The following is a 16885-nucleotide window of genomic DNA, read 5'->3' as shown; positions in this document are numbered from 1 at the left end:
ACCAACCTCTTTATAAACTTGCCTCGAATCAGGAATGAAGCGGGAATACGAACAGCCCAATCGTTCCCGGTCCCGCGTGCGCGCCAATCACCGGTCCGATCTCCGTCTCCCCGTACTCCTGTACGTTCAGTCTGCTTTTGAGCAGCTCCGCCATCTCTGCGGCGCCGTCCGTATAGCCTGGCGTCAGCGCCATCGTCAAGTTCACGGGCGTATCCTTCAGATCGGATTCGAGCACCTCGGAGATGCGCGACATCGCCCTCTTCTGGCCTCTCGCCTTATCGAAAGGATAGACGAAGCCTTCCTTGTCGATCGACAGAATCGGCTTGATGTTCAGCAGCGAGCCGAGCACGGCGGAAGCCTTCCCGATGCGCCCGCCCTTCTGCAAGTACTCCAGCGTATCCACGAGAAAATAAAGCCGGAGCTCCCTGCGCATGCGCTCGATCTCGGCCAGAACCTCCTCTTTCCCCGCTCCGGCTTGCGCCATCTCCGCCGCCCGGACGACGATCTTGCCGTAGCCGAAGGACGCGGATTTCGAATCGATGACCGTCACATCGGCTCCGTCGTCCAGCATCGATTGCGCGATGGTCGCAGACTGGTACGTGCCGCTCATCGCGCTCGAAAGCTGAACCGAAATGACGGCATGTCCCGCATCGGTCAGCCTCTTGTACACCTCGTGAAAATCGGCCGGCGACGGCTGCGAGGACGTCGCAAGCTTGCCGAATCCGACCAGCTTCTTGTAAAATTCCGTCGGCTGCAGCGTAATGTTGTCCAGAAAGCTTTCCTCGCCGAAGTTCACCTTCAGAGGCACCATTTCGATGCCAAGCTTTTCCCTTGTCGCCAGCGGAATGTCCGCCGTGCTGTCCGTGACCAGAACAACCGATGCCATAGCCTGTCTCCTCCAACCCACATGAATTTTACGGTTCAACCGCGAACAGATACGGATACAGGGGCTGACCGCCGTCGTGAATCTCGACCTCCGCATCCGGATACGTCTCGGCGAGCCAGCGTTCAAGCTCCTCGACGCGTTCCGCTTCGGCGCCTTCGCCGGTCAGCACCGTCAGAATCTCGTCGCCGTTCGCCAGAAGAGAGGCGAGCAGCGCCCGGGCCGTCTCTGTCAGACTCTCGTCCGATACGACGATCTTCTTGTCCTGAATGCCGATGTAATGGCCTTCCTTGATCTGGACGCCGTCCATCTCGGTATCCCTGACCGCCTTCGTAACCGAGCCGGTGACGACCCGCTCGAACGCCTTCGTCATCCGCTCGATGTTGGCGTCCTCCGGCTCGTTCTCCTGGAACGCCAGCATCGCCGCCATGCCTTGCGGCAGCGTGCGGGTCGGGAGCACGGTTACCGGACGCTCCGCCAGCTCGGCGGCCTGCTTCGCCGCCATCAGGATGTTCGGATTGTTCGGCAGCACGATCACGTGTTGAGCCGACAGGGAAGTGATCGCGCCGAGCAAGTCCTCGGTGCTCGGATTCATGCTCTGGCCTCCGGAGAGCACAATGTCGACGCCAAGGCTGCGGAACAGCTCGGCATTCCCGTCGCCGACGCTGACCGCTACGACGCCGTACGGGGCCAGCTCGTAGACGTCCGGATTCGGCTCGCTCTCCGGAGAAGCGGTAACGGCAGGCAGGTCGACGACGCCCGGAAGCGAGTAGTCGACCTTCGGCCTTTCCGGAGAAGACGGCGACTCGTGCGGCAGCGAAGCCGGATCCGGCTTCTGCGCGAGCAGCTCCCGATGCTGCTCCTGCATATTCAGAATGTGAATATCGGTAATCTCCCCGTACGTCAGCGCCAGGTTCAGCACGTCGCCGGGACGGCGGGAATGGACGTGCACCTTTACGATGCCGTCGTCCTCGATGAGGATGATGGAGTCCCCGTCGCGCTCCAGCGCCTGCCTGAACGAACGCTCCGGGAAGGGAGCGGACGTCGTAAAGCGCCGGATGAAAAATTCCATATCGTAAGGGAAAGCGATGCTTTCCGTCGTGATTTTCGATTGGGCCGACGTTCCCGCGGCGGACGGCTTGCGTTCCTGCGCGGGATGCGCGGGAGAAGCCGCAGGCGCGGGACTAGCTTCGGGCGCGCGGGGGACCGGCGCCTCTCCGTCCGCGGCGCTGCCGCTCAAGTAGTCGACGAAGCCCTCGTAAATATAGACGAGACCTTGCCCGCCGGAATCGACGACGCCGACCTGCTTCAGCACAGGCAGCATCTCCTGCGTGCGGGCGAGCGTCTCGAGCGCTTTGGCATGCACCTCGCGCATGAACTCCGTCAAGTCCGCCGTTCTCCGCGCAGCCGTCTGCCCGTGTCTGGCCGCTTCGCGGGCAACGGTAAGAATCGTCCCCTCGACCGGCTTGACCACCGCCTTGTAAGCGGTATCAACTCCCTGTTGCAGAGCATTCGCGAACAGAGGCGCCGTAAGCTCGCGCTGCCCCGCAATCGCACGCGAAAAACCGCGGAACAATTGGGAAAGAATGACGCCCGAATTGCCCCGCGCTCCCATCAGAAGTCCTTTGGACAGCACTTCCGCAGCTCTGCCCACCTCGTCCGACGGCTTATTTTTCAATTCGGCCACGCCGGCCGACATCGTTAAATTCATATTCGTTCCCGTGTCGCCATCCGGCACGGGAAATACGTTCAGGGCGTTGACGCGTTCCTCGTTGCGGGACAACCTCTCCGCGCCGAGCAAGATCATGGCCGCCCATTCACTTCCGTTCAAGAAGCGCTTACTCAATGATGAATTCCCCTTCCCTAAAATCAGCGTTCAAAAAGTTCGAATCCGCTTCCTGAATCACTTCGCGATCAAAAATGGACTTTTTGAACAACCTATAGAATAAGCTACTTCAATACCCGCACTCCTTGAACGTTTACGTTCACTTGATCGACCCGCAGCCCGACGACTTCTTCCAGGACGTATTTCACTTTGGATTGAATGTTGTGGGCCACTTCGGATATTTTCGTACCGTAGCTGACGATGACGTACAGGTCGAGATGCACCTGCTCGCCCTCGTGCCGAACCTCTACGCCGCGCGACAGATTTTCCCGTCCCAGCAGCTCCGCGATCCCGTCCTTCAGGCCTTTGCGGGACGCCATGCCGACCAGTCCATAACAATCCAACGCCGCCGAACCGGCAACTATAGCGATGACTTGATCAGCTACATCAATCTTTCCGTTCTCCGAGACGAGCTGCAGAGGCATGGAAACTCACTCCTTTATGGCTTATTATGGACTATACCTCATTGTACTATAAAAAATCGGGAGAATGAAGCCGTTATCCTGTCATTTCTTGCGTTTATCCCGCAAAAGCTCGGATATGACGCTTTTTTCGTTGCATCCGGATACGCGCTATGCTAAGATAATGAAGTATTTGTATGGACGTGGCAAGGAGGTGTATTTGAATGGCTCGCAAATGCTATATCACGGGGAAAAAGCCAGGCTCGGGCAACCACAAGTCTCACGCCAACAACACTTCCCGCCGTACTTGGGGGGTCAACGTACAAAAAGTGCGTATTCTGGTGAACGGCAAGCCTAAGCGCGTATATGTCAGCGCCAAAGCTCTGAAATCCGGCGCGGTAACCCGCGTATAAGATGACCATGAGGAAAAAACCGTCAGACGCGTCTGACGGTTTTCTTTTTATGCTTGCCTACTGCAAGGCGTCAATTTTTGTGAAACGTGTTGAGAATCGCTTTGACGAAGCCGCCCAAAAATTTCGGCAGCTTGATGGTGTAAAACTTCATCGTCCCATCCCTCCTCCGCAGGCTGAACCCTCGCAAGCTTCTTTTTCGCCGAAGCCGCTACTGATTCCAATGTATGCAGGAGAAGATTTGTCCTATGACAACTGTCAGCGCAAGGACGCGATCGCCGCTGCGCGGTCCGGATGCCCGAAAATGTAGGTGCCCGCAACGAGAGAGTTCGCGCCGGCTTCCTTCACGAGCGCGGCCGTATCGGCGTTGATGCCTCCGTCCACCTGAACGTGGACGTCCTCTTTGCCGCGGCGCCGCAGCAGCTCGCGCAAGTCCCGCAGCTTGGGCAGCATGGCCGGCAGGAAGCTCTGTCCTCCGAATCCCGGATTGATCGTCATAATGAGAATCAGATCGATTTCGTCGAGCATATATTCCAGCACCGACAGCGGCGTATGCGGATTCAAGGCGACCCCCGCCTTCATCCCCAGTTCCTTGGCTTCCGTCAGCGTACGGTGCAGATGAACGCAGGCTTCGGGATGCACCGTCACGCGCTCCGCCCCGGCTTTGGCCAGCGCGGGGAACAGCGATTGCGGATTTTCGACCATCAGATGAACGTCGAAAAACAGCTTCGAAACCGGGCGGATCATCTCCACGATCGGCGGACCGAACGTCAGATTCGGCACGAAATGGCCGTCCATAATATCAATATGCACCCAATCCGCCCCGGCAGCTTCGATGCTGCGGATTTCGTCTCCGAGCTTGGAGAAGTCCGAAGCGAGAATGGAAGGCGCGATAATCGTCATGTCAGTACCTCCGCTTGTTTTCTTTCCACTCCGTCATGAAGCTGACGTAGTTGTCGTATCGGCTTGCGGCGATCCGCCCCTGCGCTCTCGCCTCCAATACGGCGCATTGCGGCTCGTGAATGTGCGTGCAGCCTCGAAACTTGCAGTTAGGCGCCCGTTCCGCGAATTCGCGGAAGCAGGAACCGATCTCGTCAATGCCGAGCTCGGCGAAATCCAACTGGCTGAATCCCGGAGTGTCGGCCAGAAAGCCCCCTTCGGCCAGCGGAACCAGCTCGACGTGCCGGGTCGTATGCTTGCCTCGCCCCAGCTTGTCGCTGATTTCGTTCGTCTCCAGCTTCAGCTCGGGCACGAGCGCGTTAACGAGGGACGATTTCCCGACGCCGGATTGACCGGCCAGCACATTGACGTGCCCGGCCAGCGCCGCTCTCAGCTCATCCAGCCCCTCGCCCTTGTGAGCGCTCGTCTTCAGCACCCGGTAGCCGATCGATCCGTACAGCGCCTCCGCCTGCTCGACCTCGCGGCGAATCCGCTCGCCTTCCTCCCCTTCGGGAATCCGGTCCAGCTTCGTGAGGACGAGGAGCGCGTTCAGACCGGCGTGCTCCACGTGCACGAGAAACTTGTCGAGCAGAACGAGGCTCAGCTCGGGTCTGACGACGGAGAAGACGAGCACGGCCAGATCGGCGTTGGCGATCGGCGGACGCGCAAGCTGGGAAGCTCGCGGATGAATTTCTTCGACGGTTCCTTCCCCGTTCTGCGTCTCGCTGTACACGACGCGGTCTCCTACGAGCGGCGATTCGCCCCGTTTCTTGAAAATACCTCGGCCTCGGCACTGCACCGGCTCCCCGCCGCGGGAAGGCTGCACATAATAATAACCGCTTAACGCTTTGAAAATCATGCCCTCGGGCACGCACACGCCTCCTTCTGTAACGCGATTCGGCAAGCTTCCCGTTCGCTTGCGTTCCGGTGCCGGCCGCTCGAATTCGAGCGAAGCCAACACGGGGCGACTGAGGAAAGTCCCGCGTCAGTGCTCGCCGCCATCGCCGAACAGATCGCCCGAAGATTCGGAATGGGCATCTTCCCCGGTCGGATCTCCTTCGCCCGAGCCGCCCTCTCCCGGATCGGAATCCGGCGTGTTCGAGGCCGGAATGTCTCGGTCGTCGTAATACACCGGCTCGGATTTCAAAAATTGACCGTCCCGGGTAATCGTGATCAGCCCCGTCTTATCCGGCGACAAAATGAGCTTCACCGGGAACGACGTCGTCGAGCTGATCTTCTTGGACACATGCTTGATGCTGTCTCCCGTCGCGTCGGAGTAGACGATCTCGATATCGCTAGGCTGGCCTTCCACCGCCGGAGAGACGGTGACCGTCAGCTTCTTCTCCAGGGCGTCCGGCGGATAGCCGCTGCTGACCCAGATCGTCACCTCGGTTTTAGGCGTCACCATTTCGTTCTTTTCAGCCGGGAACTGCTTAAACACTTCATTTTTGGGCGTCGTATAGCTCGGTTCCCGGAAAATGTTTTTCTCGGGCAGCACCAGATTTTCGCGTTCGATCATCGCCTTGGCCTCCGCCTCGGTCTTGCCGATCAGATCCGGCATCGGGAACGCTTCCTCGCCCTTGCTGACGACGAGCGTGATTTTCGTCGCGGCCGAGGTCGGATCGAATTTCGTGTCGGCTGCGGGAATCTGATCCAACACCGTGCCCGGCTCGCTCTCGTTATGCTTCTCGACGGGCAAAATATTGTCCGGATTCACGCCCATCTGCTGAAGCTGAACGACCGCTTCCTCGTATTTGTAGCCCTTCAGCGTCGGCATCAGCGGCAGATCCTTCGCCCTGCTGACCGTCAGCTGGATGAGGGAGCCTTCCTTGGCCACGACGTCCTTCTTGGACTGGTCGATCACGACCCCGGCGTCGTCTTCGTCCTCGACTTCCTGGTACAGCGTAGGATCCATAATCTGGAATCCGGCCGTCGTCAAAATTTCGATCGCTTCCTGCTCTTCTCTGCCAATAACGTTCGGAACCTCGATGTCCTCGTTCGTGACGCCCTTAAGCAAGGCGACCGCCCAGATCAGAACGCCGATCAGCACCGCCGCGATGATGCCGAGCACGGTAGGCAACACCCACTTGCGCTTCCGGTCGTCCTCGTCGTCGTTCCAGCGCTCCTCCGGATTGGAGACTTTGACGGCGGGGGCTTCGATCGTATTGCGCATGTCGGGCCGAATGGCCGGCACGACCCTCGTCTTGTCCTGCTCGTCCTCGTCGTCGCTCTCGTACTGCCAGGCCGCCTCGTTCACTCTGTGCGGCTGCAGGCACGTCTCCAGGTCCCGCTGCATTTCTTTGGCGGACTGGTAGCGCTCCTGGGGGTTTTTCCGCATCGCCCGCAAAATGATGTTCTCCACGCTCTGGGGAATGTGCGGGTTCACCAGTCGAGGCTGCTCGAACGGCTCCTGCAGATGCTTCAGCGCGACGCTGATCGGACTTTCGCCCAGAAACGGCAGCCTTCCGGTCAGCATCTGATACAGCACGATGCCGAGCGAATACAGATCCGACTTCTCGCCGGTGACCACCCCCTTGGCGTGCTCCGGAGAGAAATAATGCACCGAGCCGATGACGGACCCCGTCTGCGTAATCGTCGAGGAGGTAGCGGCCCGGGCGATGCCGAAATCCGTTACCTTGACGCGGCCGTTGTGGCCGATCAGAATATTGTGCGGTTTAATATCGCGATGAATAATTTGATTATAATGGGCGTGTTCCAACGCATCGCAGATTTGCGCGGCGATCTTCACCGCTTCTTCTGTCTGCAGGGGAGCCCGTTCGCGTATAATTTCGTTCAGATTGGCGCCGTCGACGAACTCCATCACGATGTAGTGCGTGTCGTCGACCTGCCCGACGTCGTAGATGCTTACGATGTTCGGATGGGACAAGGACGCGGCGGCTTGCGCCTCGCGCCGAAACCTTTTGACGAAGTCGTCGTCGTGGGTGAACTGCTGCCGCAGCACCTTCACCGCTACGAAGCGGTTAAGCAGCAAATCCTTCGCTTTATAGACGAGGGCCATGCCGCCGCCGCCGACTCGAGCCAGCAATTCGTAACGTCCGCCAAGCGTATGTCCGATCATGCCGATTCTCCTCCCGCAGCGTATGCCCGCCCGTCGTCCGCGACAAGCACAACGGTAATGTTATCGTCTCCGCCCGCGTCCAGGGCCAGATCGATCAATTGCTGAGCCTGCTGGTCCAGAGGCGCCTCCGGCTGCTCCAGCGCCGCCAGAACGTCCGAAGGCTCCACCAATCCGCTAAGCCCGTCGCTGCACAGCAGCAGGACGTCCCCGCTTCGCCAGTCGATCAGCCGGACGTCGGCCTCGACCTCGCGATCGGTCCCCAGCGCCCTGGTCAGCACGTTTTTGCGGGGGTGATGGGCGGCCTCCTGCGGGCTGAGCTGGCCGGACTTCGCCAGCTCGTTGACCAGCGTATGGTCTTCGGTCAGCAGCTCCAGCCTCCCCTCCCGCAAGCGATAGGCCCGGCTGTCGCCGATATGGCCGATGAGCCCGGCATCTCCGCGCAGCAGCGCCATAACGACGGTCGTGCCCATATTATGGTACTGGTCGTTGAGCGCCGCCGTATCGAAGACGGTTTTGTTCGCTTGGCGTATGATCTCTTTCAGCTTGGGGACGCTATCCGCTACCGCCGCCGAGTGCTCCCAAGCCTGCAGCGATTGGACCAGGCTGTCCACAGCCAGCGAGCTGGCCACGTCGCCGGCGCGATGGCCTCCCATCCCGTCGGCCACGATCGCCGCCGTCCAAGCGCCCGGCAGAACGCCGCACCAAGCCTGATCCTCATTGACCTGCCGGACTTTGCCGACATGACTTCGCAATACCGTTAACATCTCGCATCACCCCGTCGTCGTCTCCATATGCTTCGCCCGCAGCTGACCGCACGCCGCCGCGATGTCGTGGCCCTGCTCCCGGCGAATCGTGACATTTATATTTTTCTTCTGCAGCACTCGCTGGAATTCGAAGATATCGTCCCTCGGCGTTCGGACGTAGTTGCGCTCCGGCACATAGTTGACGGGAATCAGATTCACGTGGCACAGCATATCCTTCAGCACGTCTCCAAGCTCCTCCGCGTGCTCCGGCCGGTCGTTCATCCCCCCGATCAGGGCGTATTCGAACGTGATCCTTCTTCCGGTTTTCTCGATATAGTATTTGCAGGCGTCGATTACGTCGGCAAAAGGATATCTGCGGTTCACTGGCATCAGCTTCGAGCGCAGCGCGTCGTTCGGCGCGTGAATGGAAATGGCCAGGTTGATCTGCATGTTCTCGTCGGCGAACCGGATCATGTTCGGCACGATTCCGCTCGTCGACACCGTAATATGTCTGGCCCCGATATTCAGCCCTTTCGGATGAATCATCATCCGCAGGAAGCTCATCGTGGCGTCGTAATTTTCGAAAGGTTCTCCGATCCCCATAATGACGATGCTTGACACCCGTTCGTTCAGCGGATCGAGAATCTGCTGAGCCTTCACGACCTGCGCGATAATCTCTCCCGCCGTCAGGCTTCTCTTCAAGCCGCCCAGCGTCGAAGCGCAGAACGTGCAGCCGATCCGGCAGCCGACCTGCGTCGTGACGCAGACGCTGTTCCCGTAGTTGTGCTTCATGATAACCGTCTCGATCGCATGGTTGTCCTGCAGGCCGAACAGAAATTTGACCGTGCCGTCCTTGGATTCGAACTTGGCGATCTCCGTCAGCGTCACGAACCGGAAGCTCGCGTTCAGACTATCCCTCAGCTGCTTCGGAAGATTCGTCATCTCCTCGAACGAGTTCACTCTCTTGACGTACAGCCAGTCGAAGATTTGTCCCGCCCGGAAGGCAGGCTCCCCCTGCTCCTTGATCCATTCCTGAATCTGTTCCAACGATAAATCGTAAATAAACGGATTTTGTTGATCTTGCTCTTGATCCTTTTTTGCCAACTTCTTCACCACCATTCGTTCATTTTATCATAAATTTAGCAGCTTTGCTTCCGCAGGCGCGCGATGAAGAACCCGTCGCTTCCGAACATGTCCGGAAGCAGTTGAACCATGCCCGTGAACGGCTCGGCGAGACCGCCGGCCTCGCGCAGAGGCTTGAGCGTCTCCGCCGGCCATTCGGGGTCGAGGGCAAACTCCGGATGCCGCTCCACGAACGCGAGAACCGCCTCACCGTTTTCCTCCGCCGCAATCGTGCACGTGCTGTAGACCAGCGCGCCCCCGGGCTTGACGAGCGGGGCGACCCTCTCGAGCAGACGGCTCTGCAGCTCGGACAGCTGCGCGATATCCTCCGCCGTTTTGTTCCATTTGATTTCCGGCTTCCGGCGAATGACGCCGAGTCCGGAGCAGGGCGCGTCAAGCAGCACGACGTCGAACGATTCCGGCTCGAGCCTGTCGGCCAGCTCGAGCGCATCCGCGGTCATCGTCTGCACGCTGGTCAGCTGAAGGCGGTCGGCCTGCTGCTTAATCAGCGCCTCTTTATGAGGATGCACATCGTTGGCGACGATCTTCCCTTCGTCCCGCATCTTCTCGGCCAGATGAGTCGTTTTGCCTCCCGGAGCGGCGCAGCAGTCGAGCACCCGCATGCCCGGACGAGGATCGGCCACCGAAGCTACGAGCATCGAGCTTTCGTCCTGAATCGTAAACTGGCCTTGCTTGTACCATTCGGTATGGACCAGATTGCCCGGACGCAGCGCAACGACGCCTTCCGGAGCGAGCGGCGAGGCGGCCGCCTCGATGCCGGCCTCCGCCATCTCCGCAAGCACCCGTTCACGCGTCGTCTTCAGCGGATTAATTCTCGCCGAAGCGTGCGGAGGCTCGTTGTTGGCCGCGCACATCCGCTCGGCGCCCGCTTCTCCGTATGCAGCTATCCACCTCTCCACGAGCCATAGCGGATGGCTGTGCTCAAGCGAAATTCGTTCCGCGGGAGAGAGCCCCTGCGGCAGCGCCGTCGCGAAGCCTTCGCGCAGCAGGGCGCGCAGCACGCCGTTCACCAGCCCGCCGATGCCCGCGTGTCCGCGTCTCTTCGCGATGGCGACCGCCTCGTCGACGACCGCGTGCGCGGGCACGCGGGTCAGCCATCGCAGCTGGTAGCAGCTCATTCGCAGCAGCGCCCTCACCCAGGGCTCGATTTTGTTCGGCCAGCCTTTCACGCGGCTCTGCAAAGCAAAGTCAATCGTATTGAGCCGCTGAATCGTCCCGTACACCAGCTCCGTCGCCAGCGCCGCGTCCGGACGGGACAGCCCCGCCGCCTGAAGCGCCTGATTCAGCTCCAGTCCGCTGTACGCGCCCCGAGTGTCTACCTTGTGCAGCACGCTCATCGCAACCTCGCGCGCGCCTTGCGGCTTTCCCCCGGGCCATCGAATCGTTTTCGTCATCCTTCGCATCCTTTTCCTGCATTTATAGTGTTCCCGCCCGTCTCGAGCCCGCCTCCCCGGCGCCGCCTCGGCCCGTCGGAAACCGTCAGGTCCTTCCATTACTTTTCCCCGCATTCGCTACCGACACCCTATATACACGCAATTGCCCCATAGGTTGCGTTGGCCGCTCCGAAAACCGCCGCGCAGCCTCTCCGATGCCGCGGCCGCAACGGCACTCCCGCCATCCGAGCATAAACGGCTTACGCCGTCCTTGAGACCGGCGGGATAACGTTTATGTCGGAGGTGATTCAGATAAGGATAACGAATTTTTTCCTTTCTTGAATCACAAAAAAAGCCCGGGGGTTACCCGAGCATTGTGCCGGGAGCCAGACGGGCTCCTTTGGCGAACTCCGCTGCTTTGAGCGCTTTTTTGCCGGCCGGCTGGACGTCCGTCAGCACGATGCTGCCGTCCCCGGTTCTTACGCGAATGCCGAATGCTCCCGTCTCCAGCACCGCTCCGGGAGCGAACGCAGCCCACTCCGGCCGCAGGTCGGCATCCGACGGACGCGGGATCGCGCAGCCCCATACCTTGAATACCTCGCCGTCCAAATAAGTAAACCCTCCGGCCATCGGATGGAGGCCTCTCACCCGGTCGTAAATCCGCCGCGAGCCTTGTCCCCAATCGAGCTTCTCGTCCTCGCGGGACAGGTTCGGCGCATAGGTCGCCTCGTCGTCCGCTTGCGGAGTGCGCCCGGCCGTGCCGTCCTCGATCTTCGGCAGCCACTCCGTCAGCAGGCCCGCTCCCGCTGCGCTCAGCTTCTCGAACATCGTGCCCGCCGTATCCTCGTCCCGGATCGGCACCTCGACCTTGGCGATCATGTCCCCGGTGTCGAGCCCCTCCGCCATGTACATCAGCGTCACGCCCGTTACGGTCTCGCCGTTCATAATCGAGCGCTGAATCGGCGCTCCGCCGCGATAACGGGGAAGCAGCGAGCCGTGCACGTTAATGCACCCGAGACGCGGAAGATCGAGCACCGGCTTCGGCAAAATCTGTCCGTAAGCCGCCGTTACGATCAGATCCGGCGCGATCTCGGCCACTGCGGCAACCCCCTCCGGCGAACGCAGCTTCTCCGGCTGCAGCACCGGCAGCCCCCGTTCGAGCGCGAACACTTTGACCGGCGACGGCGTCAGCTCCCTTTTCCGGCCTTTGGGCCGATCCGGCTGGGTCACGACAGCCGCCACCTCGTATCCGCGCTCCAACAAAGCCGCTAGGGAAGGGACTGCGAATTCCGGCGTTCCCATAAACAATATCTTCATCTTAATCCCCATCCTGCTCCTGCTCTTCCGGTTTGCGGGCCTCGTACACCGATTCCGCCGCGTCGATGAACAGCACGCCGTTCAGATGATCGACTTCGTGCTGGAACGCCCTGGACAAAAACTCCCTGCTATCGTATTCAATCGGATTGCCGTAGCGGTCCTGCCCTCGGATAATAATCCGGTTGGCCCTGCGAACGTCGCCCTGAAGCCCTGGAATGCTCAAGCAGCCTTCGGGGCCGAGCTGTTCGCCTTCCGAGAATACGATCTCGGGATTGACCAACTCGATGAGCTCGTGTTCGTCTCCGACGTCAACGACGATGACTCGCTTCAGAATGCCGATCTGCGGGGCTGCAAGCCCTACGCCGTCCGCATCGTACATCGTGTCCGCCATGTCGTCCAGCAGCTTGTGCAGATTGGCATTGAATTTGGTCACTTCCTGCGCTCTTTCCCGGAGCACGGGGTCGGGGTGTTTCACGATTAACCGAATGGACATAACGGCATCCTTCCTTTTCATTACTGACATGACTTCCTGGCTCGACAAGCTCGGTTATCGGCACCCGGGATCCGACGCCGAAATCCGCCTCTGCGCGCCCGCTTCATGATCACAATCGGACTGTCGACTTCCTATCAAAGCATCATTTGCGGATCTACGTCGACGCTGACCTGCACGCCGCCCTTCTTCACCGCGTCCGAAATGTCTCCGAGCGTCTCCGCGACGAGACGGCTCGCATCCAAGTCTCCCCGATATTTTACCATACATTGAAACCGGTAGCGATCTTTCAATCTCGCAATCGGGGAAGCGACCGGACCGAGCACCTCCATGGCCGTCCCGCCGCCCAGGTCGAAGTCTCTGCGAACGCCCAGCGCGTCCGCCTTGCCGCGCAGGCCGGAGGCCAATTGCTGGCCGATCGACAGCAGCATCGGCACCGACTCGTGGGAAAAGGTGACGGAGATCAGACGGCCGTACGGCGGATAGCCCAGCTGCTTGCGCAGCACGAGGGCCCTCTCCGCGAAGCCTAGGAAATCGTGCGCCTGCGCCGACGTGATGGACTCGTGCTCGGGATCGTAGGTTTGAATGACGACCTCTCCCGGCAGCTCGTGGCGTCCGGCTCGGCCCGCCACCTGGGTCAGCAGTTGGAACGTCCGCTCGGACGCGCGGAAATCCGGCAGCCGCAGGGCGGAGTCCGCCGCCAGCACGCCTACGAGAGTAACATATGGAAAATCCAGCCCCTTCGCCACCATCTGCGTTCCGAGCAGCACGTCGGCCCGGCGCTCGCGAAACTCGCTTAGCCACCGTTCGTGAGAGCCTTTTTCCGTCGTCGTATCCACATCCATCCGAATGACGCGGATGCCCGGGAACGTCGCGGCCAGCGCTTCCTCTACCTTCTGGGTCCCCGTGCCGAAGAAGCGGATGTGCGGACTCTCGCAGCTCGGACAGGCTGTCGGCTCCGTCTCCGAGTAGCCGCAATAGTGGCAGCGTAAGTTTTGCGAGCCGCGATGATAGGTGAGAGAGATTTCGCAGTGCGGACAGGCCGCCGTGTAGCCGCAGGACCGGCACATGACGAAGGTCGCGTAGCCTCTCCGATTCAGCAGAAGCACCATCTGCTCCCGTTTCTCCAGCCGGCTGCGGATCGCGTCCGCCAGCAGTCGGCTGAACATCGCGCGATTGCCCAGCTTCAGCTCCTCGCGCATGTCGACGATATGAACGCGGGGCAGCGGCCGATTGGCGACTCTCTCCGGCAAGGCGATGTACACCGTCTGTCCCGGCGCCGCCTCTCTTCCCGGATAGACGGCCGCCTCGTAGGTTTCGAGAGCCGGCGTCGCCGAGCCGAGCACGACGGCGGCGCCGTGCCGCCTTGCCCGTTCGATTGCGACGTCGCGCGCATGATATTTCGGGCTTTCCTCCTGCTTGTAGGAGGTTTCGTGCTCCTCGTCGATGACGATCAGCCCGATGCTCGTGAAGGGGGCGAAAATCGCCGAACGCGCCCCGACCGCCACCTGCGCCCTTCCTTCGCGGATTTTGCGCCATTCGTCGTAGCGCTCTCCCTGGGACAGGCGGCTGTGAAGAACGGCCACCCGAGCGCCGAATCGGCTCTTGAACCGTTCGACCATCTGCGGCGTCAGCGCGATTTCCGGCACGAGCACGATCGCTTCGCGCCGCAAATCGAGACAGCGCTGAATGGCCTGCAGATAGATTTCCGTCTTGCCGCTGCCCGTCACGCCGTGCAGCAGGAACGTGCGGCTGATGCTCGCGTCCAGCGCTTCCCGGATCGGCGCCAAAGCCGCCTCCTGCTTCGGCGTCAGCCGCATCGGCGTACTAACCGGAAAATGCCGGTCCGCATAAGGATCCCGGTCCTCCGTCACGGGCCGGATCTCGACGAGCTTCCGCTCCTCCAGCGAACGGATCGTGCCGGACGTCGTCGCCAGCGCCTCCGCCAGCTTCGCCAGCGGAACGGCCTCGTTACGCTCGGCCAGGTACCGGGCGATTTCGCGCTGCTTGCCTGCCCTCGCGGGGATGCTCCCCGCCGCCTCCAGCAGCCGTTCCGGGGCCGCGGGGAATACGGTCAGCACCGTCTTGACCGAGAGCTGGTCCTCGACGCGCTGCCTTTCCTCCAATCTCCCCTCTCGCAGCCAGGCTTTCAGCAGCCCCCCGTGCTCCGGATATTGCTGGAGCAGTCCGGCCAGCTTAAGCGGCTTGCCCCGCCTCAGCGCAAGCAAGAGACCGCCGCTTCGGGCGATCTCTTCGTCGGTCCAGACCGCTCCCGCGGCCGGCAGCACGTATTTCTCCGCACGCCCTTTCAGCGCGGCGGGCAGCATGGCCTGCAGCGCGACGGTAAGCGGGCACAGCCACCTGCGGCTGATCCATTCCCCCAGCGCCACCAGCTCCGGAGACAGCGGAGGCAGCGCGTCCAGCACCTCCTCCAGCGGCTTGAGCTTCCCGCTCTCCACTTCGGCGCCGTCGGCCAGCCCGGTCACGATCCCCTGGAGCTTGCGAGGGCCGAACGGCACCGCAACCCGGCTGCCGACCTCCACCCATTCGCGCAGATGGTCCGGGATCGCGTAGTCGAACGTCCGGTCGGTATCCCGGCTCGGAACGTCCACGATTACTCTCGCTATCGTCATCGCCCCGCCGTTCCTTTCCTCGCGTCCTGCACGACGTCGAGCAGCCGCTCGGCGACGGCTCTTTTCGTCATTTGCGGCAAATGCTCGGCATACCCGTCGCGCCCGTAGAAACTGACGATATTCGTCTCCTTGCCGAATCCCGCACCTTCCGCGGCGACGTTGTTGGCGACGATCAGGTCGCATTTCTTGCGCGCCAGCTTGTCCAGCGCATGCTTCTCCACATCGGCCGTCTCGGCCGCAAAGCCGACGACGTACGGCCCGCCGCCGCGAGCTTCTCTCCACTCGCCGATCTCCTGCAAAATGTCGGGATTGCGCACAAGCTCCAGCGAGAACGAGTCCGACGTCTTCTTGATCTTGTGATCCGCGCGGCTCAAGGGCCGGTAGTCGGCTACCGCAGCCGCCTTAATCACCACATCCGTTCCGTCCATTCGCGCCATCACCTCGTCGCGCATCCGCAGCGCGGAGTCCGCTCTGACGACGTCTACGCCATGAGGGGGGGAAGCTTCCGTTCTGCCGCACACGAGCGTCACCTCGGCGCCCCGATCCCGGGCCGCCTCTGCGATAGCGAACCCCATTTTACCGGAGGAATCGTTCGTAATATAGCGCACGGGATCGATTCGCTCGATCGTGCCCCCTGTTGTAATCAGCACCCGCTGTCCGTCCAGCGGCTGAGGTCCGGTCAGCTTCTTCACGATGGCGTCCACGATCTCGTCCGGCTCCGCCAGCCGCCCCTTGCCGACATAGCCGCAGGCCAGCTGACCGGTTCCCGGCTCCACGAAATAAGCTCCCCGGGCCGCCAGCTTGTTGACGTTGTCGATGACCGCCGGATGCTCCCACATATGGACGTTCATCGCCGGGGCCAGGAGCAGCGGGGCGGTCGTCGCCAGCAGCGTCGTGCTGAGCATGTCGTCGGCGATGCCGTTCGCCAGCTTGCCCAGCATATTCGCCGTCGCCGGAGCGACGACGGCAAGATCGGCCGAATCCGCCCAGTCGATATGCTGCACGACGGCGGCGTCGCGCTCGTCGAACACGTCCGTCGCCACCGGATGACGGGTCAGCGTCTGCAGCGTCAAAGGCGTGATGAACTTCGTCGCCCCTTCGGTCATCATGACGCGGACCTCCGCGCCCAGGCCGACGAGGCGGCTGCACAGCGTCGCCGCCTTGTACGCCGCGATGCCCCCCGTAACGCCTACCAGTATCGTTTTGCCCGCAAGCGGCTTGCTCATCTTATCTCCTCCCCTGGTTTCCCGCCAAGCCCAAACGCCTTCGGCGTCCTCTAGACGCGGAATCGCGTTTTGGTCTAGAAAAAAAACAACCGCGCGGGTTGTCTTCCTCCTTGTCGTATCCGATTGGAACTGCCGTCTTATTCCGCAGCTGCGGCGACCGGCTTGATATGCTCGACCTTGATCGCTTCCTGATAAATCTCCTCAAGCGCGACTCCGACATGCTTGTGCGACTTCGGAGCGCCGAGGTTGCACAGCTCGCCTTCGCGCAAGCCGCGCGCCCGCTTGGCGGCCGCTACGACGAGCGTATATTTGCTGTCGACTTTCGTAACCAGTTCATCGATGGATGGATATAACATGCATTCA

Annotated in this window: 16 protein-coding genes; 1 reads left to right on the top strand and 15 read right to left on the bottom strand. The window is 61.1% G+C overall.

All coding sequences use genetic code 11. The annotated features are described in order from the left end of the window. Positions 1-28 precede the first annotated feature (28 nt). The 3 genes from ACFO3S_RS11455 to ACFO3S_RS11445 all read right to left on the bottom strand — a co-directional run bounded on the left by ACFO3S_RS11455 (position 29) and on the right by ACFO3S_RS11445 (position 3193). A complete protein-coding gene (locus ACFO3S_RS11455; protein WP_378095560.1) occupies positions 29-886 on the bottom strand; it encodes a DegV family protein in 858 nt (285 codons plus the stop codon). Between the two features lie 28 nt (positions 887-914). Next, positions 915-2729: a DAK2 domain-containing protein gene (locus tag ACFO3S_RS11450; protein WP_378095557.1), complete on the bottom strand. Its 1815-nt coding sequence runs from the start codon at positions 2727-2729 to the stop codon at positions 915-917. A 104-nt stretch (positions 2730-2833) separates the two neighbouring features. Beyond that, positions 2834-3193, bottom strand: a complete 360-nt coding sequence (locus tag ACFO3S_RS11445; RefSeq protein ID WP_378095555.1) for an Asp23/Gls24 family envelope stress response protein — start codon at positions 3191-3193, stop codon at positions 2834-2836. 200 nt (positions 3194-3393) lie between these two features. Between ACFO3S_RS11445 and rpmB the strand changes: the two genes are divergently transcribed. Next, positions 3394-3582: a 50S ribosomal protein L28 gene (gene rpmB / locus ACFO3S_RS11440; protein ID WP_372636595.1), complete on the top strand. Its 189-nt coding sequence runs from the start codon at positions 3394-3396 to the stop codon at positions 3580-3582. A gap of 70 nt (positions 3583-3652) precedes the next feature. On the opposite strand, the gene spoVM is transcribed toward rpmB, so the two are convergent. From spoVM to rpoZ, 12 genes are all read right to left on the bottom strand, one after another. Next, entirely contained in the window at positions 3653-3733 is an 81-nt protein-coding gene (gene spoVM, locus ACFO3S_RS11435; protein WP_041064529.1) for a stage V sporulation protein SpoVM, read from the bottom strand. A gap of 104 nt (positions 3734-3837) precedes the next feature. Beyond that, on the bottom strand, positions 3838-4482 hold the full coding sequence (rpe, locus tag ACFO3S_RS11430; protein ID WP_378095551.1) for a ribulose-phosphate 3-epimerase: 645 nt from the start codon (positions 4480-4482) through the stop codon (positions 3838-3840). A 1-nt stretch (position 4483) separates the two neighbouring features. Next, on the bottom strand, positions 4484-5389 hold the full coding sequence (gene rsgA / locus ACFO3S_RS11425; RefSeq protein WP_378095548.1) for a ribosome small subunit-dependent GTPase A: 906 nt from the start codon (positions 5387-5389) through the stop codon (positions 4484-4486). A 114-nt stretch (positions 5390-5503) separates the two neighbouring features. Beyond that, complete coding sequence (pknB, locus tag ACFO3S_RS11420; protein WP_378095545.1) at positions 5504-7597, bottom strand: Stk1 family PASTA domain-containing Ser/Thr kinase; 2094 nt, start codon at positions 7595-7597, stop codon at positions 5504-5506. Further along, entirely contained in the window at positions 7594-8361 is a 768-nt protein-coding gene (locus tag ACFO3S_RS11415) for a Stp1/IreP family PP2C-type Ser/Thr phosphatase (protein WP_378095543.1), read from the bottom strand. Before ACFO3S_RS11415 ends, pknB begins: the two co-directional genes overlap by 4 nt. A gap of 6 nt (positions 8362-8367) precedes the next feature. Next, positions 8368-9444: a dual-specificity RNA methyltransferase RlmN gene (gene rlmN, locus ACFO3S_RS11410; RefSeq protein WP_378095541.1), complete on the bottom strand. Its 1077-nt coding sequence runs from the start codon at positions 9442-9444 to the stop codon at positions 8368-8370. 35 nt (positions 9445-9479) lie between these two features. Then, positions 9480-10877, bottom strand: a complete 1398-nt coding sequence (rsmB, locus tag ACFO3S_RS11405) for a 16S rRNA (cytosine(967)-C(5))-methyltransferase RsmB (protein WP_378095538.1) — start codon at positions 10875-10877, stop codon at positions 9480-9482. 342 nt (positions 10878-11219) lie between these two features. Next, a complete protein-coding gene (gene fmt / locus ACFO3S_RS11400; protein ID WP_378095535.1) occupies positions 11220-12173 on the bottom strand; it encodes a methionyl-tRNA formyltransferase in 954 nt (317 codons plus the stop codon). Between the two features lies 1 nt (position 12174). After that, positions 12175-12666, bottom strand: a complete 492-nt coding sequence (def, locus tag ACFO3S_RS11395) for a peptide deformylase (protein WP_378095533.1) — start codon at positions 12664-12666, stop codon at positions 12175-12177. Between the two features lie 134 nt (positions 12667-12800). Beyond that, on the bottom strand, positions 12801-15296 hold the full coding sequence (gene priA, locus ACFO3S_RS11390; RefSeq protein WP_378095530.1) for a primosomal protein N': 2496 nt from the start codon (positions 15294-15296) through the stop codon (positions 12801-12803). Continuing rightward, complete coding sequence (gene coaBC, locus ACFO3S_RS11385; RefSeq protein WP_378095527.1) at positions 15293-16522, bottom strand: bifunctional phosphopantothenoylcysteine decarboxylase/phosphopantothenate--cysteine ligase CoaBC; 1230 nt, start codon at positions 16520-16522, stop codon at positions 15293-15295. The genes priA and coaBC overlap by 4 nt, the downstream gene beginning before the upstream one ends. A 137-nt stretch (positions 16523-16659) precedes the next feature. Then, entirely contained in the window at positions 16660-16878 is a 219-nt protein-coding gene (gene rpoZ, locus ACFO3S_RS11380) for a DNA-directed RNA polymerase subunit omega (protein ID WP_378095524.1), read from the bottom strand. Positions 16879-16885 lie beyond the last annotated feature (7 nt).

Origin of the sequence: Cohnella hongkongensis, from assembly GCF_042654645.1 — a bacterium.
In the GTDB taxonomy this organism is placed as follows: Bacteria; Bacillota; Bacilli; order Paenibacillales; family Paenibacillaceae; genus Cohnella; species Cohnella hongkongensis.
Note: the sequence above shows the minus strand (reverse complement) of the source record. Positions and strands in the feature narration are given on the sequence as shown.

Coding starts and splice junctions, on each gene's coding strand:
- ACFO3S_RS11415 (WP_378095543.1), bottom strand. CDS start 8,361: ATGTTAACGGTATTGCGAAGTCATGTCGGCAAAGTCCGGCAGGTCAAT.
- rpoZ (WP_378095524.1), bottom strand. CDS start 16,878: ATGTTATATCCATCCATCGATGAACTGGTTACGAAAGTCGACAGCAAA.
- ACFO3S_RS11445 (WP_378095555.1), bottom strand. CDS start 3,193: ATGCCTCTGCAGCTCGTCTCGGAGAACGGAAAGATTGATGTAGCTGAT.
- rpmB (WP_372636595.1), top strand. CDS start 3,394: ATGGCTCGCAAATGCTATATCACGGGGAAAAAGCCAGGCTCGGGCAAC.
- spoVM (WP_041064529.1), bottom strand. CDS start 3,733: ATGAAGTTTTACACCATCAAGCTGCCGAAATTTTTGGGCGGCTTCGTC.
- fmt (WP_378095535.1), bottom strand. CDS start 12,173: ATGAAGATATTGTTTATGGGAACGCCGGAATTCGCAGTCCCTTCCCTA.
- pknB (WP_378095545.1), bottom strand. CDS start 7,597: ATGATCGGACATACGCTTGGCGGACGTTACGAATTGCTGGCTCGAGTC.
- coaBC (WP_378095527.1), bottom strand. CDS start 16,522: ATGAGCAAGCCGCTTGCGGGCAAAACGATACTGGTAGGCGTTACGGGG.
- ACFO3S_RS11455 (WP_378095560.1), bottom strand. CDS start 886: ATGGCATCGGTTGTTCTGGTCACGGACAGCACGGCGGACATTCCGCTG.
- priA (WP_378095530.1), bottom strand. CDS start 15,296: ATGACGATAGCGAGAGTAATCGTGGACGTTCCGAGCCGGGATACCGAC.
- rpe (WP_378095551.1), bottom strand. CDS start 4,482: ATGACGATTATCGCGCCTTCCATTCTCGCTTCGGACTTCTCCAAGCTC.
- rsmB (WP_378095538.1), bottom strand. CDS start 10,877: ATGACGAAAACGATTCGATGGCCCGGGGGAAAGCCGCAAGGCGCGCGC.
- def (WP_378095533.1), bottom strand. CDS start 12,666: ATGTCCATTCGGTTAATCGTGAAACACCCCGACCCCGTGCTCCGGGAA.